This window comes from Vibrio sp. D401a (genome assembly GCF_030248515.1).
Classification (GTDB): domain Bacteria; phylum Pseudomonadota; class Gammaproteobacteria; order Enterobacterales; family Vibrionaceae; genus Vibrio; species Vibrio rotiferianus.
In genome coordinates, this window is sequence record NZ_JAHGAI010000043.1 from 149,442 (window position 1) to 176,387 (window position 26,946).

Consider the following 26,946-nt stretch of genomic DNA (forward strand, 5'->3'; position numbering starts at 1 on the left):
GGCTATAAGTGACGCTGATTAAGCAGCTTTAAAGCGCTCTGGAATCTTAGTGATGCTTTGACGATAGCTGAACCACAAGTAGGTCACGGCTAGTGAGAAGAACAAGTAAGACAAAGCAAACACGATAGGAGAAGTAATCAGCTCTGCTGACATACCCCACATCACGCCAATTACCGTAATCGTCAATTTAGATAACATGCCACAGATCAGTAAGAACAAAGCAAGCTGTGGGAAACGCGAACTACGGAATGCGAAGAAGTAGCAGCTACCTACTGCAAGCGATGCAATAGAAAGACCTAGCATGAATGAATGGATGTGATCTGCTGATGCGACACCTGCAGAAACAGAAGCCATAAGTAATAGGAACAATTTCATAAGTCACCTCACTACAAGTAGAGAAAAGCATCCTTTCATTAATGAAAACTCATTTTGCGCCCTATTTTGCTCATCTATTTAGCAATTACAAGCACATTTTTCGCTCATTTTATGTTCAACCTCCTTTCTCGAATCAAGTTATTACAACCATTTAACATTCTCTAATTTATAAACCCTTTAGATCCTGAACTTACAGAAAACAGTCTCTATTTCACCCACTTTTGTTACAGAACATTAACACTAAAATATTTTGAAACTTTTTGCTTAAACTGTGAGCCAAACACTTAGCTTCACTCTATAAACCTTGTTTCACTTAGGATCTCACTACCAAGTCAACGATTCTTTACGTTAGATCAACATTTCCTTCATATAAAAAACCATCCCATTACAAACATTTTTAATGTTTCAAATTATTTTTAGTCATAAGGGTAAAAAGAGATTCCAATCACACATTTATTGGTTATAATCCGCGCTCATTACGTTATGTGTTGAAAAACGCAAACTTATTTTGAGCAAACCCCATCTTTAAACCGACCCCTCTTTGCTATCCGCCAAGAGGTATTACTGAGAACAAAAATGAGCAAGATTGATAAAGCTATGCGCATCCTGCTAGCAGGATTCTGTATCAACCTTTGTCTTGGCATCCTGTATGCTTGGAGTGTATTCAACAAAGCACTAGTGACTGAGTCTGGCTGGAGCGCAGCAGAAGCATCTGCACCTTACGCGACTGCAACTATTACTTTCTCTATCTGTCTTCTTGTTGCAGGTATTCTTCAAGACCGCATGGGTCCACGTTTGATCCTAATCCTAGGTACTGTTCTAACAGGTCTAGGCATGATCGCGTCTGGTTTTGTTAACTCACCACTAATGCTGAACATCACTTTCGGTGTGATCACTGGTGCAGGTATCGGTTTTGGTTACGCGTGTCTTTCTCCTTCAGCAATGAAGTGGTTCCACGCATCTAAGAAAGGTATGGTTAACGGCATCATCGCAGCAGGTTTCGGTCTAGCAGCTATCTACCTAGCTCCTGTGACTTCTGCGCTGATTGACAGCATGGGCATCCAAACGAGCTTCCTAGTTCTTGGTGTTGGTATCCTTGCTATCGCTGTTCCTCTAGCAGCAACAATCAACAACCCACCAGCGGATTACACGCCAGCTGAACCTAAAGTAAAAGAAGGTCAAGCGCCTAAGGTTGTGAAGAAGTCTGACGACCTAACTTGGAAAGCAATGCTTAAAACGCCACAGTTCTACTCTCTATGGATCATGTACGCGTTCGCCGCTTCTGTTGGTCTTATGATCATCGGTAACATCACAACTATCGCAAGCGTTCAAGCGAACCTACCAAACGCGGTTTACCTAGCGTCTATCCTTGCTGTATTTAACTCAGGCGGTCGTGTTGCGGCAGGTATGCTTGCAGACAAGATTGGTGGCGTACGCACTCTTCTTCTAGCGTTCGTTCTACAGGGCATCAACATGGTTCTGTTCGCAACGTTCAAAACTGAGTTCACGCTGATCATCGGTACAGCAATCGCAGCTGTAGGTTACGGTACGCTTCTAGCAGTATTCCCTACTCTAACGGCTGAATTCTACGGTCTGAAGAACTACGGCACTAACTACGGCGTGCTATACACAGCGTGGGGTATCGGTGGTGCAATCGGTGCTGCTGTTGTTGGTTTCTCAATGACTAACGGCGACGGCTACGGTCTTGCTTACACTATTTCAGCAGTAATGATGGCAGTGTGTATCGTACTAGCATTCATCACTAAGCCACTGACTGAAGCGAAAGTAGCGCAACTGAAAAACGCTTAATCGCCAGTCCAGTTCTATTTATCTAATAGATCTGCAGAAATTGATTAGAAAAAGGCTTAACCTATGGGTTAAGCCTTTTTTATTGTTAGTTGGTTATGGAAAACACCGTCGAACTCGCGCCAGATTACTATCTCGATAACTTCTTTAAACTCACTCAGCACGCTACCGAATGGTACAGCGACTTACTTTGCTCAGATGAGCACCAATGGCTATCCGCGTTTGAGAGCTTGAACAAACCCGCACAGTGTCTTCTTGTTCGCCTATACAGCCGTAAAGGTTGCTGGTTTCGAAGCGACAAACTCAACTATCAAGAAATCGAGAATATCCAGTCTGCTTTGGATGAATTGGCAGCTCATTACTTTGTCTCGCTTTCCCCTGAACTAACAACGCAAGAGTTAGCAGCAAATCTACTGACCAAGCCTGAGATCGTCACGCTCTACCCTGAGCATCCCAAATCCCTCAAGAAAGAGGCATTAGTGGCATGCCTGAGTGAAGAGCGTTTCGAGCTATTTGAGGCTCTGGATTTCACGGTGATTAAGCTTAACTCCGCACACATGATTGATGTTTTGCTGACGCTGTTTTTTGCGAATACCCATCAAGACCTCAGCCAGTTCGTGCTCGATGATTTAGGCTTACACCAATTCGAACAATACCAGTTAAGTAAAGCACGTCGATTTTTCGAGAGCAGAGAGCAAATCGACCGTCTTATTGAGCTCAGCCAGCTCTCCAACCTTTATTGGCAATGTGACAGAAAACAAAAAGAGAACCTCGATATTCTTATCGAAGCGATGCCAGAACGGGTTGAACATCGCTACGTCGACCGTAAACGTGAGCACATGATTAACGACATTGCCCGTGATTACGAACGCATAAACGAACTTGAGATTGCAATTGCCTTGTTTGAGACAACCGCACTCACCCCAAGCCGAGAACGTCGAGCTCGCATCTACGACAAGCTGGAACAAAACGATTTATTTAGTGACATTGTCACTGACATACTCGCTCATCCAATTGATGTCTCCGAGTTTGAAGTGGCACAAAAGCTTGAACAACGCGTTAAACGTAAACAAGGATTGAAAGTCCCGAGAGTCACCAAGCCAAAATGCAGCGAATACCATATCGAATTGGATCTCTCCCAGCAGCGTGTTGAGCTGGCAACCAAAGCGCATTTCGAAAGTTTAGGTTGGACCGTTTTCTATTCCGAGAATACTCTACTCAACAGCTTGCTAGGCTTAGCTTTGTGGGATGCGATTTTTGCACCAATCGAGGGGGCATTTATTAACGCTTATCAACATCGACCATTGGATTTGTATCACGCCGATTTTGCCGATAAAAGAAAGCAGCTTATCGACAATGCGCTTGAGCAAGTTCAACAAGGGAAGACGCAGGCGCTGATTGATACATACAGAGATAAAGTTGGGGTAAGTAATCCCTTCGTCAGTTGGGCGTATGTGAACGAAGAGCTGATTTCCCTAGCACTTGAACACATCCCTAATGACCTGTTGGTCGAACTGTTTAACGTGCAGTTAAGCGACCTAAAACTCTATCGAAATGGTATGCCGGATTTGATTGCATTTAAAGATGGGAAGTTTGAATGGATTGAAGTGAAAGGTCCGGGCGATAAACTCCAAGATAACCAATGGCGTTGGATCAAGGAGTTCAATCGCCTCAATGTGCCGTTCTCAGTTTGTTATGTAACGGCACAAGCTTAGGGAAAGAGCTAAAAGAGCTTTAGCGGCTTACTTTGGCGTTCTTCTGCCCTTTCTTCTCTTTCAATTGATCAATCACGTAGCTTGGTGCGACTTTCTCTAGTTCGCCCAAGCACTCATCGGTTTTCGGGTTGTCGTAACGAACATAAATATCGCAAACCGCATAAAGCTGTTCCGGCGCACCAGAAATCAAATACGCTTGCTCAAAAGACTTCACCGATTTGTCTAGGTTGTAGTCTTCTTGCAGTACGCCATTTAGATACCAGTAGTAGCTGTTATCTTTCGCCATGTTGGCCGCTTTTTCGATTTCTGTCGCTGCATTCTTCTTCTCATCCAAACGTACTAGTGTCAGCGCTTTCGAATAGTGCAAAGACGCATTGTCAGGATGAAGTTTGATCGCAGAATCCAACGTCTTGACCGCATCAGCATCGCGTTGCTGCGCTCGGTAGTTGTCGGCCAAGCTTAGCCAGATTTGTGGATTTTCAGGCTGATTGGTCACCAAAGCTTGATAGATTTTATCCGCTTTATCCCATTCATGGTGCCAACGATAAACATCCGCTAACAGCAGTTTGGAGCCGTCGTCTTTCTTGTGCTCCAAGTAGCTGATCAGTTCAGCAACCGGCGCTTCCAGCGTTTGCTGTTGCTCGCTGCTCACGTTGGAAAAGTCACGCACTAAGTTGGTCGCAGCAGTAATACGGACCATGGCCTCTGGATCACTCAACAGTGGCTCAATCATGCGCCAGCGATGTTCAATCGTGTAAGGTTCTGCTCCCACAATCGCGGCTTCACGAACCGCTGGGTCTTGGTCTTGAAGACTGCGTGCCACTGCCACCAGCGCGTTTTGACTTGGATATTTTGCCAACTCATGCAACGCTTCAATGCGCTTTTCTACTGGTTGTTTCACGTCTTGTGCTTGATAAGACCACTTCGCAACCACTTGCTGTGGCGACATCTGTGCTGAATGGGTTTCCTCAGCACTTGTCACGCTCGCAGAAGAAACTTGGTCCGGTGCCAGCAAGGTCTCATCCTGCGCTGCAACAGATTGGCTTACGGTGACGCCTAGAGCGATGGCTAATAACGTTTTTGAGAATGTCATATCAATCCCCTTAAAATTTGGTTTCGAATACAGGACGCTTTGCCGCTTGTTGGCGTAACACTGCATCACTGTATTTGCCATGTGCCACAGGATTATCCGTTGCACGAAGAATGTATGCCATTGCCTTATCAGCATGAGAGAAGAACTTTTTCCAACCTGCACACAGGTAGTTCAACCCAGGTTCACCGTCTTTGGTGCGAATGAAACGGTTTTTCGGACACTCGCCGTAGCAAGCAAATTGGTAATCACACTGTTGGCACTGCTTGGTTAGCGAGCGAGTCTTGGCAAAACCAAACTTTTGCTGCTCAGGACCATACGCCAAGGTGTCTAATTTTTCGTGGTGGATGTTGCCAATCTTGTATTCTGGGTAAACGTAATGGTCACAAGCGAAAACATCACCGTTTGGTTCCATTGCCAAGCCTTTACCACAAATCTCACCTAGCGTACAAAGTGGGTTTTTACGCCCCATCCAAGTCTCTACACTCGCTTCGAAGTACTGAACGAATACCTTGCCAATGTCGTGCTGAATCCACTCATCAAAAATTGCGATAAGGAAATTACCCCACGCCTCGTCTGCTACACACCATGGCTCAACCACAGAGTCTTTGTGACCAGGAATAAGACGTTTGTCGCCTTGTTTTAGCTGCTCTTGCGGCTCCCATGTTTGGGGTGCGGTAGTACGGAACGTTTTCTGTTCTACGATGGGAATAAACTGCATTTGCGGAGAACGCACTTCATCACGCAGGAATCGGTACACCTCAAGAGGATTGCGGCTGGTTAGATTGTTGACACAAGTCAGCGTTGCGAACTTCACTTCGTGTTTATGCAGCAGTTCAACAGCCTTCATCACTTGGTTAAACGTGCCACGTCCTGCGCGGTTGGTTCGGTAAGCGTTGTGCATCATTTCTGGTCCGTCGATACTCAAACCGACCAAGAAGTTATTTGCTTTTAGAAATGCACACCAATCGTCGTTGAGCAACGTGCCATTGGTTTGTAAATCGTTTGAAATGACCACGCCTTCTGGCTTGTACTTAGATTGAAACTCAACAATCTTTTTAAAGTAATCCAAGCCCAACATCGTTGGTTCACCACCCTGCCAAGAGAAGATGATTTCCGGCGTGTTCTGTCCTTCAATGTACTGACGAATGTAGGTTTCTAACGTCTCTTCATCCATCACGGGCGTGCAGCCTTTTTTGTACTCAAGTAAGTCCTGTTTGCTGAGGTAATAGCAGTAAGTGCAATCAATGTTACAAGCCGCCCCAATAGGCTTTGCCATGACATGTAAACGCTTAGAGGCTTTACCGTTGAACTGAGGACCTTGAGTAATGTGCATACGTCACCTTTTTCGTTATGAAATGCAGCTGAGAACGCTCATAAGCGTGCCATTCTCACCTTGATGACCTAATCATAAATCCCATTAATACAAGAGGCTTGTTATACCGTTTATAACCTTTTTTCATAGCGTTTATTGCTAATATTTATCGTGACTTTTTTGGCGAGAAACTATTGATGAAATCATTTAAAAGCAAATCGTTAACCGCACTTTCTATTCTATCATTCAGCGTATTAATGAGTGGTTGTGCGACTCAATCACCGCACCCTATCGCACTCAACATTGATCAAGACATGGTGTTGGTTGAAGGCGGTTCATTTGTCATGGGATCGGACAGCGACTCCGCCAAGAAGGCAGAAACCCCAGCGCGCGAAGTAAAGGTAGACGGCTTCTACATTTCCAAATTCGAGGTCACTCAAGAGTTGTTTGAATCTGTCATGGGTTCTTCAATGAGTTACTTCCAAGGTGCAGACATCCCCGTTAATAACTTGAGTTGGCAACAAGCAAATTACTTCATTGAGAAGTTGAATGAACTGACTGGTGAAAACTACCGCTTACCGACAGAAGCGGAATGGGAGTTTGCCGCAAAAGGCGGTAACAAGAGCCAAGGTTTCACTTACGCAGGCTCGAACAACATTTCTGATGTGGCGTGGTATGCCGAGAACTCAAAGAACCAAGCTCACCCAGTTGGTCAGAAACAACCAAACGAGCTTGGCCTGTATGACATGACAGGTAACGTCGGTGAGTTCGTGATTGATTCCTTCGATGACACCTTCTATCGCTATGGCCCAACCGACAACCCCAACAATGCAAAAGACGAAAAAGCGGGCTTAGCGCATAAGTCCGTACGAGGCGGCAGCTTTGCCTATGATTCTGATGAATCAGAGAATTTCCGTCGAGACTTCGCTAGCCAGTCTATAATTATGTCGGACATGGGACTTCGCCTTGCTAAAGATGCTGATTAAGCACGACTACGCATGAGAAGCGACGTTACTGCCCCTTTGCGCATTCTTACCAATTAACACGTCTCTTGGTTAGGGAAATGGTTAGGGAAAGAGGCTAAATCCACGTTGTTCTTCTCTATACCCAAATGTATACAAACAATACATTCAAACTTAGGTAAATAATAATATGAAGAAACACATCTGTGCCCTTGCAGTCTTATCTGGTTTATCGTTCTCAGCGATGGCTTTAGATTGCGACCCAAACTTATTGCCCTCTTGGAAAGATGGCGCGAGTAAATCTGCGATTGTGAACTATGTTGATCAATCTACTGATGCTTCGAAAAAAACCTTCGTTGCAGAGCAGGACCGCATTGCGGTGTTCGACAATGACGGTACGTTATGGTCAGAAAAACCGTTTTACTTCCAACTGGCGTATGCGTTAGATGAAGTGAAACTGATGGCAAAAGACCATCCAGAATGGAAGACACAAGAACCGTTTAAATCTGTACTGAATGACGATATTGAAGGCGTCTTCAAAGGCGGTGAAAAAGCGCTACTTGAGATCGTCAAGGTCACTCATAGTGGTATGACGGTAGAGGAATATCAGCAAAAAGTCGCCGATTGGCTGAAAGTCGCGAAAGATCCACGCTTTGGCAAAGCTTATACCGAACTTACATACAAACCAATGCGCGAAATGGTGACCTACCTGCAAGAGCATGGTTTTAAGACTTACATAGTATCTGGTGGCGGCGTGGACTTCATGCGAGTTTGGGCACCAGAGGTCTACGGCATTCCTGCAGAGCAAATCATTGGTAGCGCACTAAAATACAAGTACGATTACAACGACGGTAAACCAACCGTGACTAAGTTAGGTGAAATCCTTACGATCGATGACAAAGCCGGGAAAGTGGAAAACATTCAACACATCATCGGTAAGAAACCTGTTCTCGCAATTGGTAACTCAGACGGTGACCACGCGATGATGCAGTGGGCAACCAGTCAGCCAAACTCGATGGCGATGATCGTTCACCACACCGATGAAGACCGTGAGTGGAAATACGACCGTAAATCTAGCGTCGGCCACTTAGATAAAGCGATGGATGAAGCCAACCAACGCGATAACTGGCATCTTATCGACATGAAAAACGAATGGTGCACTGTCTACTAACACCATTACGACTTCTTTAAAGCTCCCCTTCTTGGGGAGTTTTTTTATTCATTTTCAATCGTTAGCCTTTTCTTCACGATCACTTCACGACTCTTCACACACAATGCCTCCCATCAAAACGAAGAGGTAAAAACAGAATGAAAAGAACAGTCCTGACGATTCTAGCAGCAAGCTCATTTTCGGTAGCAGCCGCGCCTTATGTGGGTTTGGAGTATGGATTCGGCACCACCGACCACGATTTTGAAACATCTTTTGACGCTGACGGTGTGAATCTAAACCCTGAATTGGAAGACGGTATTTTTGGTGGCTTTGTTGGCTACTCTATCAACGACTCTTGGGCGGTAGAACTGGGTTACAACCAATTTGAACTAGAAGATAGCCGTTCAAAAAACCTAGGCATCCAGAATATTGATGGAAAAGATTACCACCGCGAAATGGAATGGGATTCATCCATCAAGGCAAAACAAATCACTCTTGCTCCTGTGTTTAGCTACGCATTAAACGCAAAATGGACCACCAAAGTAAAAGCGGGCCTGAGCTACACACAATACGAATCGAAAGCCGGTAAGTACGAAGAGCACGAACTGGTTTCAAATGACGATGTGGAAATGAGCAAAACACTTTTCCACAGCACAGAAAAGAATAACGAGTTGGGTGCCGTGTTCTCTGTTGGTGCGGAATACAAAATCTTCCCTCAATTGACCATCGGCGCAAACGCGAAGTACCAACTTGATAGCTACGCAAACACAGCATCAATCAACGTAGGTTCTACTTACTATTTCTAAATTAGGAAGCCATTAGCATGAAAAAACTGATTCTTGCGTCAATGCTCGCCCTACTTTCAGGCTCAGCATTGGCTGCCTTTACCGGTCCTGAAACCGCTGCAATCAATACCGTCAAAGAAGCACAAAAAGCGGCTGATGACAGCTATGTGTTGTTAACGGGTAACATTGTGCAAGCGTTGGGCAATGAGACTTACCTATTTAAAGACAACACGGGTGAAATCCAAGTCGAGATCGACAACGAAGACTGGATGGGGCAAGACGTGTCACCAAAAGATCAAGTTGCTATCCGTGGTGAAGTGGATTCGGAATGGACTAAAACTCAAATTGAAGTCGATACTATTCAGAAACTTTGAGCACTAGCGATTATCGCTTGTTCCAATTAAGCAAAAGCCACCTTTAGCGGTGGCTTTTCGTTTTTCTAGTGAACACTCAAGCAAGGGCAATGTGGCGGAAGCACCAAGCGAATGCTTTGCGGTTTGACATCAAATCGAATCTTATTAGAACGGTAAGGCTCGCCGTCTAAGTTCAATGGTAACGTTTTAGGAAAATCAATCTCCAACCAACTCGCCTGAGTATGCTTAACAAACTGCCCAGTCTCAGTTGGGTTTTGAATTTCATCAATTACTTGAGGTAGCTCATGGGGCAAGAATGGATGCACCAAAGTAATGTCCATTAAACCATCATCAATAAGTGCGTTTGGCGCGAGCTCTTGTCCGCCACCAGCTAAACGACTATTACAAAACGCGCCAACGAGAATTTCTCCCTGATAACTGCCCTGCTCTATCGTCAACGAGCCATCATAAGGTTTAAACCCTAGCGCTTTTACTAGTCCTGTTAATGTGTAAGCGCCACCACCTAAAAAGTTCTTCAGCTCTACGGGCGTCTCTGCGGTAATCTCTGCACCAAAACCTGCCGCTGCAATATTCATAAAATAACGGTCGTTGGCTTGAACGCTATCTATCGCAACGGCGTCACCATTGACTGCGAGATCAATGGATTCTCGAATCGTGGTTGGGATTTTTGTTGCCGTCGCAAAATCATTCGCCGTCCCCATTGGGATAATGGCCAATTCAGGCCGAGCATTCGCGTCAATCTGGTTGAGCGCTGTGACCGCTTCGTTGACAGTCCCGTCACCACCCGCAACAACAATACGTCTAATGCCTTCATTGACCGCTTCTTTAACTAAGCGCTTCATGTCCGCAGACTCCCAAGTCACACGAACTTGCAAATCTACACCCTGCTCTCGCATTCGCATGATCTCGTTACGAAGTTCAGGGGTTCCGGCTTTCTTACCATTTAGAATGGCACGTATTGTCTTCATGCTCGCTCCTCGTTATCGAATCGTTTTACCCGCTTGTTTTAGCTGAGCTCTTAACCATTGATGCGCGCTTTCATTACTGCGGCTAGAGTGCCAGATCGCACAAAGGTCATGCACACTGTCATTGAAAGGCAACGGCACGGCTTTGATGTCATAGGTTTTTGAGAAGTGTTCGATGGTCGACAGTGGCAACATACCGATGTATTCACTGCCGTTGATCACTGGCAACATTTCCATTGCACCCGCCGCGCGATACACAATATTGCGACTCGCCAAATCTTCAATGTCTTCACCCGTTAACAAACTATTGCGAGCATGCCAACGAGATACAACAACGTGTTCTTCCGCCAAAAATTGCTCAACCGAACAGGAATCTTGAATGCGCGGGTGCTCAGAGCTGCATACCACCATCAAACGCTCAGAAAAGATTGGGTCCATTTTTAATACCGTTCGCCCACGTGGCGGCAAATCGATGATCAAATCGTATCTTTGTAGACGTAAGTCGCTTTCGTAATCTTCGGTAAACAGCGGATGCACTTCCAACCCGATATTAGGGGCTTGCTCGCGGATTTGACGCATCAGTTGTGGCATCAACTCATAGCTCGCTACAGATACACAGGCGATCGAAAAAATGCGGTTAGAAACTTTAGGATCGAAACTGCTAGAAGCGGAAAGCGTAGAGGTGAAGTTCTTTAACGCAGCAACCATCGCGGGATAGATATCCATCGCAAAGCTGGTTGGCTCGACGCCAGAAGTACTTCGGTGGAAAAGTGGTTCATCGTAGATATCACGCAGACGAGCCAGTGCTTTGCTCACCGCAGGTTGGCTGATATCAAGACGAGCAGCGGCCTTAGACAGGTTCTGCTCTTCGTAAATCGCCACAAAAATTGGGATAAGGTTTAAATCGGTGCTCTTCATTTTGCAAACATAAAACAGGACATGGTCTTATTTTAGCTAACAGTATGATAGTTAACGACTCAGAACACCGGATTTGAGCGTCTATGCATGTTTTCGCGAGTTTTAACCTCGCATTGACGAAGAATATTCTGAAAATCGCTCAGGATTTTCCTAGGTAAGGGGTTAAAAAGGCACTCACCTCTTCTCCACACAAACCAATTTCTACTTCTACGCCGCCCTCTTTTAGGATGTCGATACCACGACCAGCGTTACGTGGGTCAGGATCTAACATGGCAACCACCACTTTTTTGATGCCGCAAGTCACTAGGGTTTTAGCGCAAGCTGGCGTGCGACCAACAAATGAACATGGCTCTAGTGTTACGTACGCGGTGACGTCACTTAGATCACCGTTGTATGCGTTTAGGGCTTCCACTTCTGCATGATTGCCACCAATCGCTTGTGTGTGCCCTTCCGATACGATTTGACCATCTTTCACTAACACACAACCAACAGGTGGATTTGGCTGGCAAGCAGGGAGTGCGTTCCGTGATACTTCCAAGGCACGGAGCATAAATTTTTGTTTCATTTGATATGATTCTCGAGAGTCTGTACTTAGGTGGTCGATTTTAGCGCTGGCATATTATCTCTTCCATACAAATGTATACATAAGTAACCTTAAGGTGCTTCGCTCTTTGACAATGACTTGATTTGTTGGCGCACGCAGATTTAAAGCTCTAGTGGGTCTAAATCAACTATTGGCAACAAAAGATACAAGACCCACAATATTAGCAAAGAGTACCTAGCCACTGATTGGAGCTTTTAGAGGCTATCTTTTTCGCATGTTCCTGCTCCGTAGCTCATCAAGTTGCGGCAAAGCCTTTGGTATCGCCCACTTAAGGCGTTTTGGCTTCAGCGCTTGTATCCCTTTCCAAAGCGCATTCATTAAGCTTGCGTCCTCCTGCCCCTCTTGTAGGCGCTGTGAACGCTTCTGCCAAACGTCAGAGTCACTAGCTTTACTCATTTCAAGACCGCCTGTGTTGCTTCTCAGCTGCTTATACAAGCTTGCTCGAGCAGCGCCCCATCGATTCGCTTTCACCATTCGTCTGAACACTAACCATGGCGGCGTAGGACGAGAACGATAATAACGGTGAATGCTCAAGGCGACGATAACGAGAACAAATAGCGTCACTGCGCTGCCAATCAACCAGCCAGAATAAGCTCTAACAAAGGATTTAAATGTATGCTTGGCTTTGAAGGTCTTACCCTCAATCACCACCGTTTCCAGCGCTTTACTCTTGCTATTCCACCATTGGAACTTATGTTCAGGCAATGTGAACTCACCGCCCTGTTGGATCACATACACGCTTTCTTCTATTCGACTCGACTGGTAATCGCCACGTGTTTGCTTATCGTCTAAGCGGTTTGGTTGAGGATACGCTTGATAACTGGCAGTAGAATCATTGGATAACAAGTCTGGAAGCAACACTGACAAACTGTCTTGTGCATTGATCGTTATGGTGCGAGTGATTGCATCACCGACTTTCAGCTCATCGTTAGACGTTGTCCATTTCTGATCCACACTCACTTTAGTCGCGGTAAACCATGCAGAGTCATCACTGAGCAAACCAGAAGGCATAGACGCTTCGAACTTAATTGGCTGCGTATAAAGCGTACCAGCCACTTTTGAACCATCAGGCGCAGAGACCTGCACACCAACAGCGACAGGTGGAATTACAAATTGCCCCGAGGCTTGTGGATACAAAGTTATTTCCCAACGCTGACGAGACCACGTTTGCCCCCCTTTGCGCTCGGTATAGTTAGTTGCTAATTGGTTACGCTGCTTCGCAATCACGTTGGGGATTTCTACGCTGCCAATGCGTGTACCACCAGTGAACCAACGAGGCGTTGCAACTTCGATGTACAAGATCACCTGCTCATTCACACTGAACTTAGGGGCTTCCTTCGTATCGGCCCCTGCTCCCTGCTTGCCAACCCACGCTAATAACTCTACGTCATTGCTGCGCTGCAAGTCTTGAATATCTTGTGCGTTCGCCAAGCCAGTAAAAAACAAAGTAAACATCATCAAGATGGTGCTTAAACGCCCAACCACGGAGTCAGCGCCAAGTTTGACTGCATTCATCATTGTGCTTGCTCCTCTTCTTGTTGTGGTTGCGGTTTCGGATCCGTTGTCACGGGCTCACGCAGTTGAATTTGGAATTTAGCGCGCAAAAAGTACTTGGGATCGGCCTCTACGCGTTTTAACCACTTATCCGCCAGTTCTTGGCTACCAAGGATTTCGTTCGCATTGAGTTTCTCTTTCAGCATTAATTCAGCAGCGGTTTTTTCGTCTGCCCCATCTGCCGTTTGCGGGTTGTCACCCAGCTCAAACGACTCTTCGGGTCCATCTGTTGTCCCCGCTTGGCTTTCACTGGTGCGGTTAATCTCTTCGACAATGCCACCAATGACTTTTAGGTTGTGCTCAACGTCTGGTCGCAATTGCTCACTCAAGGTGTCTTTGTCTGCCAGTGTTTGCAACAAATTACGCGCGGCCAAGTACTCACGTTGACGCGCCAACGCACTCGCAGCGTTGTACAAGCCATAGTCTTTTACCGCATCTGATGGATCGTTTTGCATCTCCAAGAAAGCGGTATGAGCCAGTTTGTATTCGCCTGCGTAGTAATAAGCCGTCCCTTTACGCAACGGATCCGTAAAGTGCTTTGCTGCCTCAAGGTATTCGTTTTTGTTGAACAAACGCTGTCCTTGCTGATTTGGGGTGAGCCATAAATCCCACCACCATTGAGACGCTTTATCCCAGACGGTTACCTCTTGCACCACTTCAGGTTTGTCCGCTTTGAGCGAGACCGTTTCCGCCATGGCTTTTGGCGTCATAAACAAAGACGTAGATACCATCGCCACCACACACCATTGCACTAGCCAACCTTTGCGGAACCAAAGCATCATAATAAGAGCAATTGGGAACAACAATTGATAGCCCATATCTTTCCAGGGCATGGATGATTCGCCATTAAGTTGCATGTTTCGCTCAACAAAACGATTCAGCTTCTCAATGTCGCTGTTGTCGACCGTCACTTCCACAAGGCGCCCACCCGTCGCGCTGGCAAGATTATTTAACGAGTCCAAATCGACCGGGTTGTTAGAAACAATGTCCGAGTTACCCGCAGCCAAGATAAGCAATTGATAAGGCTTGTCGGCAAAGTAGTTTTTGTAAGCGGTAATGGTTGCAGGGTTGACCCCATCCGTAACCAACAGAACCGTAGAACCCGGTTGTCCTTGTAATTGTTGGTCAATCAAAGGCAACGCCGTTTCAGCAAGTTTACCTTCCACTGGCATGATTTCTGGTGTTATCGCCGCTAGAAACGGTTCGAATACTTTGCTGTCCTGCGTCACAGGCATTGCGACATGAGCAGAACCCGCATACACAACCAACCCAGTGCTGCCACCTTTCCGTGCGGCCAAGAGGTCACGGATCTTTTGCTTAGAACGTTCCAAACGGCTTGGCGGAAGGTCTTTTTGCAACATCGAATCGTTGTTATCCAACACCACCAGCATGGAGGCTTTATCTTCGCCAAACGGTGAAGCTTGGCGCTCCCAAGAAGGTCCCGCACAGATGATGATGGCAATCGCCACTATCACCATAAGCAGCTTGAGCGGCAGTTGTTTTCGCCAACCATAGTCGCCAATCGTTAAGGCTTTGCGTAAATGCTCAGGAAGAATGTCTTTCCAGCTTGGTTTGGATTCTTCTCGCCATCTTAACCAAAGCAAAAGAAACATTGGGATGAACGCCAATAGCCACATTGGACGAATGAAATGGAACTGTGTGACAAACTGTTCTAGCCCCATGCTAGAGAAAGGAGAATCAAACATGGCGCTCTCCTTCTACGTTGTCTGATTGTGCAGAAGCTTCGCTGTTCACTGATAGTCGACGACGCTTAAATGTCGCTAACGAGAACGCGGTTAAATACATCGCAACCACCAAAGCCATTAAGTAATGATGCAAACTTTGCTTAGGACGGTAAGTGGTACTTTCATAAAGCTGTGGCTCTAACTTACCAATCTCAGCATAGGCTTTAGCAAGTTCGTCACGGTTGAGCGCTTCAAACGCCTCACCACCGGACTCTTTCGCAATACGTTTGATCGTATTCATATCTAGTGCAGTTTCACCCACGGTTTGTGGATCACCCATTGCAATCACGTGGATGCGTACATCTTTGGCTTTCGCGACTTTCGCCGCATCAATCGGCTCAACGAAGCTTCCGGTATCATTACCATCCGTTAGAACAATGGCGACTTTTTCTTTACTCTCTTCCACGTCGGTACGCGACTTTTCGCTTTGCTCAAACACCTTAATCGCCAAACCAATTGCATCACCTAAGTGAGTGCTTTGCCCAGCCATCGCCACATCCGTTTGGTTAAGCAACTCTAGCCACACTTTTTGATCGGGCGTGAACGGGGTTTGCACAAATGCCGCATCGCCGAACAAGATCAAACCTAAGCGGTCGCCTTTGCGCGTTTTGGCAAAGTCACTCAAAACTTCTTTGGCTGCATCGAGACGAGAGATCTTTTCACCAGTTTTGGACGTGAAGTCTTGCTCTGCCATTGAGCCAGACAAATCGACAACGACCATAACATCTCGGCCTAAGCTTTCACGGACCTGTGGCTCGCCAAGCACTGTCGGCTTTGCCATTGCGGTCACGACCAAAAGCCAAGAGATGATGAGTGTTGCGCGCTGCCACCAGCTCGGAGTGAGTTGGCTTGCGCCTTCTGACGGCGTTTCACCAATGGCGTCCACAAGCTGACTAAAGAACGGCACTTTTATGGCCATTTGTTTGGTGCGGTAAGCTGGGACGAGGAAATACACTACTAAAGGCAGTGGCAAGATGATGAACCAAAGCGGATGCTCAAACTCAAAACTGCTCATGCCAAGCCATGAAGCAAGAAGATCACCCATGGCGACCTCCTTTTAATGCACGCGCTTTGTAGGCAAGCGTGCGCTTTTCAATGTTGTGAGCGTTCTCATCGTGCTCTTTCACCCACTCAGTTGCGCGTTCAAGAAGTTGTAAACGCTCTGTTTTTACCAGTTCAACACTTGGGTCAACGATACTTTGCAGCCATCGCTTCGAGACTTCGTCATCAAACATTTTATGCTTGGGGTTAAGCTCATCTAACTTGCGCAGGAACGCGGTATCAAACAAGCGAGCATGAGAGCTATCAAGATGGATCAAGACGATTTTCAGAATCGAGAACAGCGCTTTCGGCATGCTGGCATCATCTGGGGTCAAACGAGAAATCGCTTCAATAGCTTCTTTACGGTAACGGTTATCCCACCAATGGTGTGCCAGTCGGTAGCCGACATACATGAGTACAATCGCACCGACAATTGCAAGGATCTTCCAACCAATGGTTTGTGGCACCCAGCTTACGCTTTCTGGCACCGCGACATCATGCAGCTCACGCAGAATATACGTGCTTGGAGGCGTGTGTAAGTCTGTCATTTATCGGCCTCCAACGAGTTTTTGGAATTGAGTAATGTGGTCACCGGTTGTATCGATTTCGATATGAGGCAGCTTTTTGATCGCCATGAGTTGTGCCAGTGACTGACGTTGTAACTGAGCTTTCTCAACCAAACTGGCGCTGGCGGCATCGACTTTGGCTTTACTGTCTAAATTGAGCTGGTAACGACCATCACCAATCACCCATTTTACTTTCGCCAAATCTTGAGGAAGCGACTGCTCTAAAGGATCGCTTACCATCACCGCGAGAACATCGTTGTGCTGTTGAAGCTGCTTAAGGTGATCTAGGTGGTGCTCTTCGCAATCGCGCCAATCACTGATAAAAATCAGCGTGGATTGTTTTAGCTTCATCCGTTTGATGAGCTCAATCCATTTACTGAATGTCACTCTGTCTGAATCTAACGAGTCCACATTTAAGCGCTGGTTGGCTTGAGAGAGTCGTTTCAGTTGAGCGAGCAAATCGTTTTGGGAACGCTGAGCCTTGCTGTGATATAAAGCAGAGTCAGAGGCGATAACAAATCCGACTCGGTCACCGTCTTTCAATACTCGCCAACCACACATAGCCGCCACTTCAGCAGCAACCACAGATTTCATGACCTCGGTAGAGGCGAAAAACATCGCACTGCGCTGATCTACACAGACAATCACATTGCGGTCTTTTTCTTCGGTGTAACTGCGCACATGAGGCTTGCCTGTGCGCATGGTGACTTTCCAATCGAGGTTTCGGATGTCGTCCCCTAGTTGGTAGTGACGCAGTTCTTCAAAGTTCAAACCACGTCCGCGAAATAATGAGTTATGACGACCAGAAAGCACACTGCCCGCTTTCAAGTGAGGCAGTAAGCTAAAAGATTCGGCTTGCGCTTGTAAACGCACCAAGCGTGAGTAATCGCAATACAAGCGAGGGTCGAGCCCTTGGGATTGAGGAGCAAGCGTTGGCTTTGCCATAGTCCCTCCCGCTTATCCGATTTCTACACAATCAAGCAACTCTTGCACTACACGTTGATGATCAACACCATCGGCAAGTGCATCGTAAGAAAGTGAGAAGCGATGTCCCAGTACCGATGGCACCATTGCACGCACATCATCAGGCGTTACATGGTCACGCCCTTGTAGCCACGCATAAGCGCGCGCACATTTGTCTAAGGCAATTGAGGCGCGAGGACTTGAGCCGATTTCGATCCATTTTTGTAGTTGGGAATCGGCGTAACGCTCTGGTTTACGTGTCGCCATCACAAGCGCCACGATGTAGTTCTCGACTAAATCGGAAACAGTAATGTTTGGTAATTGGCGTCGCGCTTCAATAACGAGCTCTGGTTCAATGTGTTGTGGCGTCACTAATTCGCTACTGATTTCTGAACCCAACTCTTCGCTGCGCACCAAGCGAATAATGTCACGCTCTGCTTCATCTTCTGGGTAGTCGACGGTCACTTTCATAATAAAGCGGTCCATCTGCGCTTCTGGCAATGGATAAGTACCCTCTTGTTCAACTGGGTTTTGCGTTGCAAGCACCATAAACAACTCAGGCAAGACGTGGGTCTTATCACCCACCGTAATCGTACCTTCTGCCATGGCTTCTAGCAGTGCAGCTTGTACTTTTGCTGGCGCACGGTTCACTTCATCCGCCAACACAATGCTGTTGAAGATTGGTCCCGGTTGGAAGTGCAACTGAGGCTTACCATCCAACTCTTGGTACACTTCGGTACCTGTTACGTCTGAAGGTAATAAGTCGGGAGTAAACTGAATACGACCAAAGCTGGTGTTAAGTAGATTTGCAAGTGACTTTACCGAGCGCGTTTTTGCCGTTCCCGGTAAGCCCTCTAAAAGTACGTGACCATTGGTCAGTAACCCTATCACCAAAGCCTGAACCACATGGCTTTGTCCAATGACGCTTTTTTCAGTTTGTTCGATTAATTCATTAATGGCTTGTTGTGCGTGGTTCATAGTCTACCTATTGAGTTTACGGGAGCCTGAGCGTTAAAAGTTGAGTATAAGACTGAAAGTAATAACTAAAGGTTATATTCGCTATATTCACCTGAGTTGTAAGACTTTATTAACCTTGATATGCCAACCAGAATTGGCAGCGAATGGTCAAAGAACATTTTTATTCCCGGACACAAGTAGTTTAGACCAGCCTCACCATTCGGCGCGGTAAGTAGCCGATTTTTTGGGCATTCTCCCCAGCAATACTTCAAATATGGGCAATCAAGGCAGTATTGCGGCAAAGAAGACTTTTTCGCCATGCCAAAGCTGTATTGACGAGTTGAGATAGCAATTTCATTCAGAGATCGGTCATGAATGTTAGCCAGCTGGTATTCCGGATAAACGTAGTGATCACAGCTAAACACGTCTCCATTGTGTTCAATCGCTAGACCCTTGCCGCAGAACTCTGCACTAACACACAACTGCGAAGGCATCCCCATCACTTGCGCGACGGCGGTTTCGAACAGGTTGACCAAGACTCTGCCAAGATCGTTGTTCACCCATTCTTCAAATACAGCAATCAGAAACTCGCCCCACTCTTCTGCATCGACCGACCAATCAGTAACAACCGACATCAAATGCCCCGGCTTTGCTAATTCGCTGCCAAGTTTTGGCGACATGTTTTCTTTCCAGAAATGAGGAGCAGTTTGAGTGAAAGACCGAGGTTCAACACAAGGTGTGAATTGGATATAAGTGACGCCAAGTTCTTGAGTGAGGAAGCGATACACTTCGAGCGGATATTTAGCGTTAAAGCGGTTCACTGTCACCAAAGCATTGAATGACACATTATGACGCTTCATCAGATCAACGGCTTGCATGACGCGTTGAAAGGTCGGTTTTCCACTTCGGGTTTTGCGGTATTTATCGTGAATAAATTCAGGGCCATCTATCGATAGACCAACCAGAAAACCATGGTCATGCAGAAACTGACACCAAGCCTCGTTTAATAACAGGCCATTGGTTTGAAGGTCGTTTTCGATGCGAACGCCCGGTTTAGCGTATTTGTTCTGCAGTTCGACAATCTTTTTGAAGTAATCCAACCCCAACAGTGTTGGCTCACCACCCTGCCAAGAAAACACAATCTCGTCACCGTCTTGGCTTTCGATATAGCTCTTTATGAATGCCTCAAGTGTTGCATCATCCATTTTTGGTTGAGTGCCTTGATTGAGTAATTCATCTTTGTGCAGATAAAAACAGTACTGACAATCGATATTGCATTTCGCCCCGCCCGGTTTCGCCATCACGTGAAAACGTCGTTCAACTTTTTCACTGTTAGATGCAAACGCCGTTTTGAGAGGAGTTAATGCCATTTGAGTGGTATGAATGTGAGTTTGTTTTTTCATAAAGAACGATCTCGAAAGCAGAAGAAAGTCAGCGCCCAAGTTGGGCGCTGTATTTAAGGACAATAACTAGGGCCTATCGACCTATGGACAAAACGTTATTTCGGAACAAACGAGCCCGGAGCCATACGCGGCGGGTACTCTTTGAAGGTTTCCATGACCTCTTTTACTTTTTCAACCGCAGGCATCATCAAGAATGAACGTTCGTACATCCAACGGTCGTAACCCATACCAGTATCGCCACGCTCAAATGGGTCGATACTCAAATCATAGATTTGTGGTACACGGAGTTTGGTAAATGGTTTCTTCCAGATATCCAAACCGGTTTCGTTTTCTTGGATCATGAAGTGGTATTTGTATTTACCGTAGCGTAGAGCCAGTAAATCGCCGTCATCACTCCAGTAAACAAACTCGTTGCGAGCAGACTTGTCTGTTTTACCCGTTAGGTATGGCAGTTGGTTGTAACCGTCTAAGTGAACGTTGTAGTTCATATCGCCCACTTTCTTGCCTTTCAACAACTCTTCTTTGACGTTACTGTTACCCGCCGCAGCCACCAATGTTGGTAAGAAATCTTCCAAAGACATAATGCCGTTAAACGTCGTGCCCGCTTGGATATGACCTGGCCACTTAATTACTGCAGGAACGCGGAAGCCACCTTCCCAACCGGTGTTTTTCTCACTACGGAATGGCGTCATACCCGCGTCAGGCCACAAGTTGATCATTGGGCCATTATCTGTGGTGTAAACAATGATGGTGTTGTCATCGACGCCAAGCTCTTTAATCTTATTGAGCAAGTGGCCAATTTGATCATCGTGTTGCTTCACACCATCGGCGTAGAAACCTGCGCCTGTTTTACCTTTATAGTCGTCTGGAACGTGCGTGAAGTTGTGCATGCGCGTGGTGTTAAACCATGTAAAGAATGGCTTGTCGGCTTTGACTTGTTTCTCGATAAACTTCTCAGCTTCATCTAGGAACTCGTCATCAACCGTTTCCATGCGTTTGCGCGTCAATGGACCCGTGTCTTCAATCTTGCCATCCGCATAAGAGTGGATCACACCACGAGGACCGAACTTCTTCTTAAATTCAGGATCTTGTGGGTAGTCTACGTTCTCCGGCTCTTCTTCCGCATTTAAGTGGTAAAGGTTACCAAAGAATTCGTCGAAACCGTGGTTGGTCGGCAAGTGTTCGTCACGGTCGCCAAGGTGGTTTTTACCAAATTGGCCCGTTGCGTAACCAAGGTCACGTAGCAGTGTCGCAATAGTTGGATCTTTCTCAGAAATCCCTTCTTTCGCTCCTGGCAAACCAACCTTAGACAAGCCGGTACGTTTTGGCATTTGTCCCGTGATGAACGCAGAGCGACCTGCGGTTGAGCTTTGCTGAGCGTAGAAGTTCGTAAACTTAGCACCGTCTCTTGCAATGCTATCAATATTTGGTGTGCTGTAAGCCAGCATGCCACCGTTGTATGCACTCAAGTTCCAGTAACCGACATCATCACCAAAGATAACGAGAATGTTAGGCTGTTCTGCCGAATAAGCGGTCGCTGATGCCGCTCCAATCGCAAGCGTACAAGCGTTTAATACCAGCTTCTTGCCGCGTTTTTTATCGTGGTTTGCCATAAAAGGGCTCCATAAATCCGTTGCTGCTAATCTTGGTAGAAAATCAGATACCAAGATTTGATTAAGATAAAACTTGTTATTTGACGGATAAATAGAGTTCAGATACGTTGATATATAAATTTAGTTTATGGGTAACAAGATGGACTTAAACTTGATTCAAACATTTTTGGTGGTGGCTGAGTATCAGTCCTACACCAAAGCGGCCGACCATTTAGGCCTTACGCAACCTGCGGTGAGCGCTTCGATTAAACGGCTCGAACAAGTGGTCGGAAAACAACTTTTCGTCAAACAAGGACGAGGGATCGCCCCCACTTCAACCGCGTATCAACTCATGCCGCAGTTTCGTCAGGCAGTGAGCATCGTAGACAACGCCATTTCAGAAAGAACCACTTTTCAAGTCTGCTGCTCAGAAACCTTACTCCACAGTTTAAATCCGATTGAAAACGTGGTTTTCCACGAGTCTCCACCGGAAAAGTACTTGTTGTTTGAACAAATTCGTCAGCAAAAAATGGACTTGGTGATTGATACCATCATCACCAAAGACTCTTCTTTCGTGATTGAAAACGCCTACCATGAACCTGCAATGATCATCTGTCGTCAAAGTCACCCAAGAATCCAAGGGACATTGAGTCGGGAGGATTTTTATCGTGAAAATCACTGTATGTTTTCAGGCAAATGGAATAACGCTTCTGGCTTCGAACAGCTTGCAAAAGAGCCGATTCAGGAGCGAAATGTAGAGATCGTAACGTCATCTTTGGCAGGTATGGCCATGTACGTAGCACAGCGGGATTGCTTGGGTGTTGTCTCTCGTTCGTTTGCGATGAAATGGAGTAAGGCACTCAAGTTACAGGTCCTTGAGTGCCCGATAGAAATCGACCATATTCCTTATAAATTTGTGTATCACAAGCGCGATGAGCACAATCCTGCTCATCAACGCTTAAGGGAACAGGTCAAGCAACAACTTGAGTTTGCCCATGCTGCTCCTATTGATTTATAGAGGCTCTTAAACGCTGAATCACATCAGCTGGCGCAAAGTCTCCTAGTTGCTTCAAACACCGCTCAAAAGCAAATGCAACAGAGCCGTCTTTGTAGTTTCTAGCCAGCACCTCACATTCCGCAAACAAGTGCTGTGGGTTGCCACCTACTTTGTAAGCGGTGTTCAACGCTTTGCTGGCCGCAAGCACGTCTGATTTCTCCAGAGCGAGCCCATAAACATACCAATACTGTGGGTTTCGCTCTGCGGTTTCCGCTGCTTGTTTTAAGTATTGGTTGGCTTTCACACTGTCACCTACTCGCAACCAAGCTAATCCTGCACTGTATGGCAAAGCACTCGATTTCGGCTGAGCTTCAATCCCTGCCATCAAGGTTTCTAATGCTTTTTTGTCGTTGCCCTGTGCACGATACAAATCGGCTAAGTTTGCATAGCTGTTCTCGAAGTAAGGTTCTATTTCAATCGCCTTCTGGTAAGACGCAATGGCTTTGTCTGTGTCACCAAGGTCTCGATAGACATTCGCTAGGTTCGTTCGCCCAAAGCCTCGGTCAGCATTAAAGCGTTGGATTGCCATGTAGTCTTCCAATGGCTGTTTAATCTTGTCACGTTGCAACGGATTCATTTCCGGATAATGGCGAACCAGTGCGCCTGCGGCTTCTGCACGTACAGATAAGACTGGGTCGCTCAATAATGGTTCGAGGATTTGCCAGCGGTCACTGAACTCATAACCAGAAGACCCAGCAACAGCCCCGAGGCGAATCATGTCACTTTCATGCTTCACCGCGCGAGCCAGAGATACCAAGGTATTTTGACCGGTATTGCCACCCATACGCTCCAGTGCGGAGGCACGAATAATGTCACTCAACGATGAGTCTTGAGCGGAATACGCTAACGCATCAGGCGCACCACGATGACCAATAGAATCCGCGTAAAATGCGACCGCGAAGTGTTGTTGATTTCGGTATTTTGAATTCGGGAACCATTCGCCTATTTTCGTATCTGCCCATTGATTGGTTTCGTCTTCATGACAAGACGTACAGACGTTTGGCGTATTAATATGCATACTCAAATCTGGGCGCGGCACATGCCAACTGTGATCACGACGCGGGTCCACTTGCATGTAAGTCGTTTCTGGCATGTGACAAGTTGTGCATTGCGATGCCTCAGTATTTGCCTCATGGAAAGTGTGATTTTCCGGCATGTAGTCAGACGCAATATGGCACTGAGCACAAACCGCTTCTTCTGGGATCTTCAATTCTGCGGTATGCGGATCATGGCAGTTAGTACAAGTAACGCCTTTTTCTGCCATGGCAGATTGCAAAAATGAACCGTAGACGTAATCTTCGTCATAGATTTGACCATCGTGATAATAGAGCTCTGGTGTGATTAAGCTAAGACGATATTTATCTAGGAACGAACCTTTTGCGTGATCTTCAGTTTCATTGAGCTGCGTACGACGACTATGGCACTGCGCGCACGTTTGAACTTGGTGCGTCATCGCTATTTCTTTTGGCTGGAGCGTACTGCGCCCTTCTTCGTAGACCCATTCTTTTACAGCCAGACCTAAATCTCGATCAAAACCATAGTGATTCGCTGAGACGATGGTATTTCCAGATTTTTCCGCTTGTTTGGCAAGCTCTACATGTTCGCTGGCAGGACCATGGCACGCTTCACAACCCACATTGATCTCAGACCACGTGGTTGAATACGTATTAGTTTTGGCGTCGTAGTTCTTTTCTAGATTCGTTGAGTGGCAATCGGCACACATGAAGTTCCAATTTTGCCCCGTATTCGTCCAGTAGAATTCATCTTTTGGCGTGGTATCTGGATATAGGTGAAACCAGCGCTGACCACCTTGTTGCTTGGTTCTCGAATCCCAAGCAAAAGGAATGAGTTGGACTCGCCCATCTTCAAACTCCACCATGTATTGTTGAAGCGGTTCCCATGCAAAGGTGTAGCTAATTTTGTAGTCGTGCCACTCTCCATCTGGACCTTGGATATTGACCCAATACTCGTCCCCTTTTCGATAAAAACGGTTTGGCTTTCCTTCGAATGTAAATGTGTGCTCGTTAAAGTCACCCAATATGGACTGTGCATCAGCATGCCTCATCGCCATATCATGATGAGATCCTTGCCACGCTTTGGTTTCTTTTTGGTGACAATCTACGCAAGCTTCACTGCCTACGTAAGTGAGCGTTGATGATGCGGTTGATTGCGGTGTTTCCTGTGCAAACAGAGAAAAACTGACGAGCGCTGCAAGACCAATTAAGGTCTGCTTCCAACTTGCCCACTGAGTCATAACTGTCCTTGTGTGATTCTTTTTATTCTCTGATCAAAGATAGAAGTGTTTTTTTTTTAGACAAGCAATTACATATGTTTTAAGAAAAACTCAAACGAGGCGCAAAAAAAGAGGCTCCGAAGAGCCCCACATTTGGTTGCAATCAATCTATTTATTGTGACTTTCTTGCAGTTTCTCCATCACCTGATCAAGTGAGAAGCTCGCAGCTTTCTGCCTTGGAGGGAATTCTTGGAATGTTTCTAAGAACTTGCCCACATAAGCCTGTGCAGGAACAAGCATGTACGCATGGTCGATCAACCAATCGTAATACGTGTTCGACGTAATATCTGCGACTTCGTATGGGTCCATGCGTAGATTGAAGATCTTAGGCACACGCAACGGTGTAAACGGTTCAGCCCAAATTTGCAACGTACCTTTCGCGCGCTGCTCTAGGAATACGATCTTCCAGTTGCGGAAACGCAGTGAGCTCAAATCACCATCGTCTGTAAAGTAGAAGATTTCTTCACGTGGTCCTTTGTCCTCTTTACCAGTTAGGTAAGGCAGGAAGTTGTAACCATCAAGATGGTTTTTGAACGTCTTATCTCCTGCTTTATAGCCTTTTAGGAGTTTCTCTTTGATTTGATCATCGCCTGCTGCCGCTAGGAATGTTGGCATCCAGTCCATATGATGCATGATCTCGTTAGACACGCTTCCCGGCTCAATTTTACCCGGCCAACGAACCATCGCGGGAACGCGGAATGCGCCTTCCCAGTTAGTGTTTTTCTCACCACGGAATGGCGTTGTACCTGCATCTGGCCAGGAGTTCATGTGTGGACCGTTATCAGTGGAGTAAAATACGATGGTGTTATCTTGAATGCCAAGATCATCCACTTTCTTCAATAGCTGACCAACATGGTTATCGTGCTCAACCATGCCGTCGGCATAAAAACTGATGCCAGTTTTGCCCAAGTTGTCTTCTTTGACGTGAGTGCGGAAATGCATGCGTGTGGCATTCCACCAAACGAAGAACGGTTTGTCGGCTTTCACCGCCCGATCTATAAAATCAAGTGCCGCATCTAGCGTTTCTTCATCTACGGTTTCCATTCGCTTACGAGTGAGCGGTCCCGTATCTTCAATTTTGCCATCAGCAAAGGATTTAATGACACCACGAGGACCAAATTTCTTACGGAATTCTGGGTCTTTCGGGTAATCAACATTTTCCGGTTCTTCCTCGGCGTTCAAGTGATAAAGGTTGCCAAAAAATTCGTCGAAGCCATGATTTGTTGGAAGATGTTCGTCTTTATCGCCTAAGTGGTTTTTACCAAATTGCCCCGTCATATAACCTAAAGGTTTAAGCATTTCTGCAATCGTTGCATCTTCTGCTTGCAAGCCTAGGTCAGCCCCCGGAAGACCAACTTTACTCAAGCCGGTTCGCAGCACTGTTTGACCCGTAATAAAGGTGGAGCGACCTGCGGTACATGATTGTTCGCCATAGTAGTCGGTGAACATCATACCTTCTTTTGCGATTCTATCGATGTTTGGGGTTTTGTAGCCCATGAGGCCGAACGTATAGGCGCTGATATTCGACTGACCAATATCATCACCCCAGATAACCAGAATGTTCGGTTTTTCTGCTGCGATACTGCTACTTGTCGCGCCGATAAAAGCAGCGGCAAGAATCGCTAATCGGCGTTTAACGCCATAATTCGCTGTCATATAAACCTCTGTCTGTATTAGAAAAGTGCATCCTGCACACAAACATATAGTTCACAAATT

General features: G+C 46.3%; 23 protein-coding genes. 7 read left to right on the forward strand and 16 right to left on the reverse strand.

Features of this window, described 5'->3' with window-relative positions:
• Positions 1-18 precede the first annotated feature (18 nt).
• The gene (locus KIV41_RS18085; RefSeq protein WP_005447150.1) at positions 19-375 is read right to left on the reverse strand and encodes a hypothetical protein; all 357 of its coding nucleotides are present in this window, start codon (positions 373-375) and stop codon (positions 19-21) included.
• A gap of 576 nt (positions 376-951) precedes the next feature.
• Here KIV41_RS18085 and KIV41_RS18090 point away from each other — a divergent pair.
• Positions 952-2,184 carry an OFA family MFS transporter gene (locus KIV41_RS18090; protein ID WP_009704178.1) on the forward strand — a complete coding sequence of 411 codons (1,233 nt, stop codon included), beginning with the start codon at positions 952-954 and terminating at the stop codon, positions 2,182-2,184.
• Positions 2,185-2,279: 95 nt separating this feature from the next.
• Positions 2,280-3,896 carry a VRR-NUC domain-containing protein gene (locus KIV41_RS18095; protein ID WP_045387024.1) on the forward strand — a complete coding sequence of 539 codons (1,617 nt, stop codon included), beginning with the start codon at positions 2,280-2,282 and terminating at the stop codon, positions 3,894-3,896.
• A gap of 19 nt (positions 3,897-3,915) precedes the next feature.
• Here KIV41_RS18095 and KIV41_RS18100 read toward each other — a convergent pair whose 3' ends face one another.
• Both KIV41_RS18100 and KIV41_RS18105 read right to left on the reverse strand, forming a co-directional pair.
• A complete protein-coding gene (locus KIV41_RS18100) occupies positions 3,916-4,989 on the reverse strand; it encodes a tetratricopeptide repeat protein (RefSeq protein ID WP_285337262.1) in 1,074 nt (357 codons plus the stop codon).
• Positions 4,990-4,999: 10 nt separating this feature from the next.
• Positions 5,000-6,322 (reverse strand): anaerobic sulfatase maturase, encoded by a 1,323-nt coding sequence (locus KIV41_RS18105; protein ID WP_285337263.1) that lies wholly within the window; start codon positions 6,320-6,322, stop codon positions 5,000-5,002.
• A 176-nt stretch (positions 6,323-6,498) separates the two neighbouring features.
• Between KIV41_RS18105 and KIV41_RS18110 the strand changes: the two genes are divergently transcribed.
• From KIV41_RS18110 to KIV41_RS18125, 4 genes are all read left to right on the forward strand, one after another.
• Complete coding sequence (locus KIV41_RS18110) at positions 6,499-7,287, forward strand: SUMF1/EgtB/PvdO family nonheme iron enzyme (RefSeq protein WP_285337265.1); 789 nt, start codon at positions 6,499-6,501, stop codon at positions 7,285-7,287.
• Between the two features lie 166 nt (positions 7,288-7,453).
• The gene (locus KIV41_RS18115; RefSeq protein ID WP_285337266.1) at positions 7,454-8,434 is read left to right on the forward strand and encodes an HAD family phosphatase; all 981 of its coding nucleotides are present in this window, start codon (positions 7,454-7,456) and stop codon (positions 8,432-8,434) included.
• Positions 8,435-8,571: 137 nt separating this feature from the next.
• Complete coding sequence (locus KIV41_RS18120) at positions 8,572-9,219, forward strand: AcfA family outer membrane beta-barrel protein (protein ID WP_285337268.1); 648 nt, start codon at positions 8,572-8,574, stop codon at positions 9,217-9,219.
• A gap of 17 nt (positions 9,220-9,236) precedes the next feature.
• Complete coding sequence (locus KIV41_RS18125; RefSeq protein ID WP_005437727.1) at positions 9,237-9,572, forward strand: YgiW/YdeI family stress tolerance OB fold protein; 336 nt, start codon at positions 9,237-9,239, stop codon at positions 9,570-9,572.
• Positions 9,573-9,637: 65 nt separating this feature from the next.
• Here the strand turns inward: KIV41_RS18125 and yegS are convergent, their stop codons facing one another.
• The 11 genes from yegS to KIV41_RS18180 form a co-directional block, all read right to left on the reverse strand.
• On the reverse strand, positions 9,638-10,540 hold the full coding sequence (yegS, locus tag KIV41_RS18130; protein WP_285337270.1) for a lipid kinase YegS: 903 nt from the start codon (positions 10,538-10,540) through the stop codon (positions 9,638-9,640).
• Between the two features lie 12 nt (positions 10,541-10,552).
• On the reverse strand, positions 10,553-11,455 hold the full coding sequence (locus KIV41_RS18135) for a LysR family transcriptional regulator (RefSeq protein WP_005437729.1): 903 nt from the start codon (positions 11,453-11,455) through the stop codon (positions 10,553-10,555).
• Between the two features lie 139 nt (positions 11,456-11,594).
• Complete coding sequence (locus KIV41_RS18140; protein ID WP_285337271.1) at positions 11,595-12,020, reverse strand: bifunctional diaminohydroxyphosphoribosylaminopyrimidine deaminase/5-amino-6-(5-phosphoribosylamino)uracil reductase RibD; 426 nt, start codon at positions 12,018-12,020, stop codon at positions 11,595-11,597.
• Positions 12,021-12,260: 240 nt separating this feature from the next.
• Positions 12,261-13,577, reverse strand: coding sequence for a BatD family protein (locus KIV41_RS18145; protein WP_285337272.1), 1,317 nt, complete (start codon positions 13,575-13,577; stop codon positions 12,261-12,263).
• Positions 13,574-15,319: a VWA domain-containing protein gene (locus KIV41_RS18150; protein WP_285337274.1), complete on the reverse strand. Its 1,746-nt coding sequence runs from the start codon at positions 15,317-15,319 to the stop codon at positions 13,574-13,576. Before KIV41_RS18150 ends, KIV41_RS18145 begins: the two co-directional genes overlap by 4 nt.
• Positions 15,312-16,403: a VWA domain-containing protein gene (locus KIV41_RS18155; RefSeq protein WP_285337276.1), complete on the reverse strand. Its 1,092-nt coding sequence runs from the start codon at positions 16,401-16,403 to the stop codon at positions 15,312-15,314. Before KIV41_RS18155 ends, KIV41_RS18150 begins: the two co-directional genes overlap by 8 nt.
• Positions 16,396-16,947 carry a DUF4381 domain-containing protein gene (locus KIV41_RS18160; protein WP_191118062.1) on the reverse strand — a complete coding sequence of 184 codons (552 nt, stop codon included), beginning with the start codon at positions 16,945-16,947 and terminating at the stop codon, positions 16,396-16,398. The genes KIV41_RS18155 and KIV41_RS18160 overlap by 8 nt, the downstream gene beginning before the upstream one ends.
• Positions 16,948-17,910: a DUF58 domain-containing protein gene (locus KIV41_RS18165; protein WP_285337278.1), complete on the reverse strand. Its 963-nt coding sequence runs from the start codon at positions 17,908-17,910 to the stop codon at positions 16,948-16,950.
• A gap of 12 nt (positions 17,911-17,922) precedes the next feature.
• Positions 17,923-18,906, reverse strand: a complete 984-nt coding sequence (locus KIV41_RS18170; RefSeq protein ID WP_020196641.1) for a MoxR family ATPase — start codon at positions 18,904-18,906, stop codon at positions 17,923-17,925.
• A gap of 65 nt (positions 18,907-18,971) precedes the next feature.
• Positions 18,972-20,288 (reverse strand): anaerobic sulfatase maturase, encoded by a 1,317-nt coding sequence (locus KIV41_RS18175; RefSeq protein ID WP_050925576.1) that lies wholly within the window; start codon positions 20,286-20,288, stop codon positions 18,972-18,974.
• A 95-nt stretch (positions 20,289-20,383) separates the two neighbouring features.
• The gene (locus tag KIV41_RS18180; RefSeq protein ID WP_020196643.1) at positions 20,384-21,901 is read right to left on the reverse strand and encodes an arylsulfatase; all 1,518 of its coding nucleotides are present in this window, start codon (positions 21,899-21,901) and stop codon (positions 20,384-20,386) included.
• A 127-nt stretch (positions 21,902-22,028) separates the two neighbouring features.
• Between KIV41_RS18180 and KIV41_RS18185 the strand changes: the two genes are divergently transcribed.
• Complete coding sequence (locus KIV41_RS18185) at positions 22,029-22,898, forward strand: LysR family transcriptional regulator (protein ID WP_285337281.1); 870 nt, start codon at positions 22,029-22,031, stop codon at positions 22,896-22,898.
• On the opposite strand, the gene KIV41_RS18190 is transcribed toward KIV41_RS18185, so the two are convergent.
• Together KIV41_RS18190 and KIV41_RS18195 are read right to left on the reverse strand one after the other, a co-directional pair.
• Positions 22,885-25,191 (reverse strand): multiheme c-type cytochrome, encoded by a 2,307-nt coding sequence (locus KIV41_RS18190; protein WP_285337282.1) that lies wholly within the window; start codon positions 25,189-25,191, stop codon positions 22,885-22,887. The genes KIV41_RS18185 and KIV41_RS18190 overlap by 14 nt on opposite strands.
• A 147-nt stretch (positions 25,192-25,338) precedes the next feature.
• A complete protein-coding gene (locus KIV41_RS18195) occupies positions 25,339-26,886 on the reverse strand; it encodes an arylsulfatase (protein ID WP_114320983.1) in 1,548 nt (515 codons plus the stop codon).
• Positions 26,887-26,946: the final 60 nt, after the last annotated feature.

Coding starts and splice junctions, on each gene's coding strand:
- KIV41_RS18085 (WP_005447150.1), bottom strand. CDS start 375: ATGAAATTGTTCCTATTACTTATGGCTTCTGTTTCTGCAGGTGTCGCA.
- KIV41_RS18090 (WP_009704178.1), top strand. CDS start 952: ATGAGCAAGATTGATAAAGCTATGCGCATCCTGCTAGCAGGATTCTGT.
- KIV41_RS18095 (WP_045387024.1), top strand. CDS start 2,280: ATGGAAAACACCGTCGAACTCGCGCCAGATTACTATCTCGATAACTTC.
- KIV41_RS18100 (WP_285337262.1), bottom strand. CDS start 4,989: ATGACATTCTCAAAAACGTTATTAGCCATCGCTCTAGGCGTCACCGTA.
- KIV41_RS18105 (WP_285337263.1), bottom strand. CDS start 6,322: ATGCACATTACTCAAGGTCCTCAGTTCAACGGTAAAGCCTCTAAGCGT.
- KIV41_RS18110 (WP_285337265.1), top strand. CDS start 6,499: ATGAAATCATTTAAAAGCAAATCGTTAACCGCACTTTCTATTCTATCA.
- KIV41_RS18115 (WP_285337266.1), top strand. CDS start 7,454: ATGAAGAAACACATCTGTGCCCTTGCAGTCTTATCTGGTTTATCGTTC.
- KIV41_RS18120 (WP_285337268.1), top strand. CDS start 8,572: ATGAAAAGAACAGTCCTGACGATTCTAGCAGCAAGCTCATTTTCGGTA.
- KIV41_RS18125 (WP_005437727.1), top strand. CDS start 9,237: ATGAAAAAACTGATTCTTGCGTCAATGCTCGCCCTACTTTCAGGCTCA.
- yegS (WP_285337270.1), bottom strand. CDS start 10,540: ATGAAGACAATACGTGCCATTCTAAATGGTAAGAAAGCCGGAACCCCT.
- KIV41_RS18135 (WP_005437729.1), bottom strand. CDS start 11,455: ATGAAGAGCACCGATTTAAACCTTATCCCAATTTTTGTGGCGATTTAC.
- KIV41_RS18140 (WP_285337271.1), bottom strand. CDS start 12,020: ATGAAACAAAAATTTATGCTCCGTGCCTTGGAAGTATCACGGAACGCA.
- KIV41_RS18145 (WP_285337272.1), bottom strand. CDS start 13,577: ATGATGAATGCAGTCAAACTTGGCGCTGACTCCGTGGTTGGGCGTTTA.
- KIV41_RS18150 (WP_285337274.1), bottom strand. CDS start 15,319: ATGTTTGATTCTCCTTTCTCTAGCATGGGGCTAGAACAGTTTGTCACA.
- KIV41_RS18155 (WP_285337276.1), bottom strand. CDS start 16,403: ATGGGTGATCTTCTTGCTTCATGGCTTGGCATGAGCAGTTTTGAGTTT.
- KIV41_RS18160 (WP_191118062.1), bottom strand. CDS start 16,947: ATGACAGACTTACACACGCCTCCAAGCACGTATATTCTGCGTGAGCTG.
- KIV41_RS18165 (WP_285337278.1), bottom strand. CDS start 17,910: ATGGCAAAGCCAACGCTTGCTCCTCAATCCCAAGGGCTCGACCCTCGC.
- KIV41_RS18170 (WP_020196641.1), bottom strand. CDS start 18,906: ATGAACCACGCACAACAAGCCATTAATGAATTAATCGAACAAACTGAA.
- KIV41_RS18175 (WP_050925576.1), bottom strand. CDS start 20,288: ATGAAAAAACAAACTCACATTCATACCACTCAAATGGCATTAACTCCT.
- KIV41_RS18180 (WP_020196643.1), bottom strand. CDS start 21,901: ATGGCAAACCACGATAAAAAACGCGGCAAGAAGCTGGTATTAAACGCT.
- KIV41_RS18185 (WP_285337281.1), top strand. CDS start 22,029: ATGGGTAACAAGATGGACTTAAACTTGATTCAAACATTTTTGGTGGTG.
- KIV41_RS18190 (WP_285337282.1), bottom strand. CDS start 25,191: ATGACTCAGTGGGCAAGTTGGAAGCAGACCTTAATTGGTCTTGCAGCG.
- KIV41_RS18195 (WP_114320983.1), bottom strand. CDS start 26,886: ATGACAGCGAATTATGGCGTTAAACGCCGATTAGCGATTCTTGCCGCT.